Below are 263 nucleotides of genomic sequence, written 5' to 3' on the forward strand. Positions count from 1 at the left end.
TCGCTGATCGCCGTCGCGGTGAGGGCCCTGACCTAGGCTAGAAGAGTCGCTCGCGTATGCGGATAGTGTCGCCCGGCGCCACGCGGGTGGCGGTCGTCAGCGGGAACTCTTCCTCGGAATCGCCGCTGGCCCGCTTGATGAAGACGCGGCGATTATCGGCGCGGTAGGTGAAGCCGCCCGCCGTCGCCACGGCGTTCAACACCGTCAGATTGTTGGTGTACGGATATTCCCCCGGCGTGTTGACCTCGCCGAGGATGTAGAAG

General features: G+C 65.0%; 1 protein-coding gene. It reads right to left on the reverse strand.

Annotation, left to right across the window (positions count from 1 at the left end; all coding sequences use genetic code 11):
- Positions 1-37 precede the first annotated feature (37 nt).
- A partial coding sequence (locus RYX56_RS23165) for a polysaccharide biosynthesis/export family protein (RefSeq protein ID WP_317124231.1) occupies positions 38-263 on the reverse strand: 226 nt, incomplete at its 5' end.

This window comes from Alkalihalophilus lindianensis (assembly GCF_032843265.1).
Classification (GTDB): domain Bacteria; phylum Bacillota; class Bacilli; order Bacillales; family Bacillaceae_D; genus Alkalihalophilus; species Alkalihalophilus lindianensis.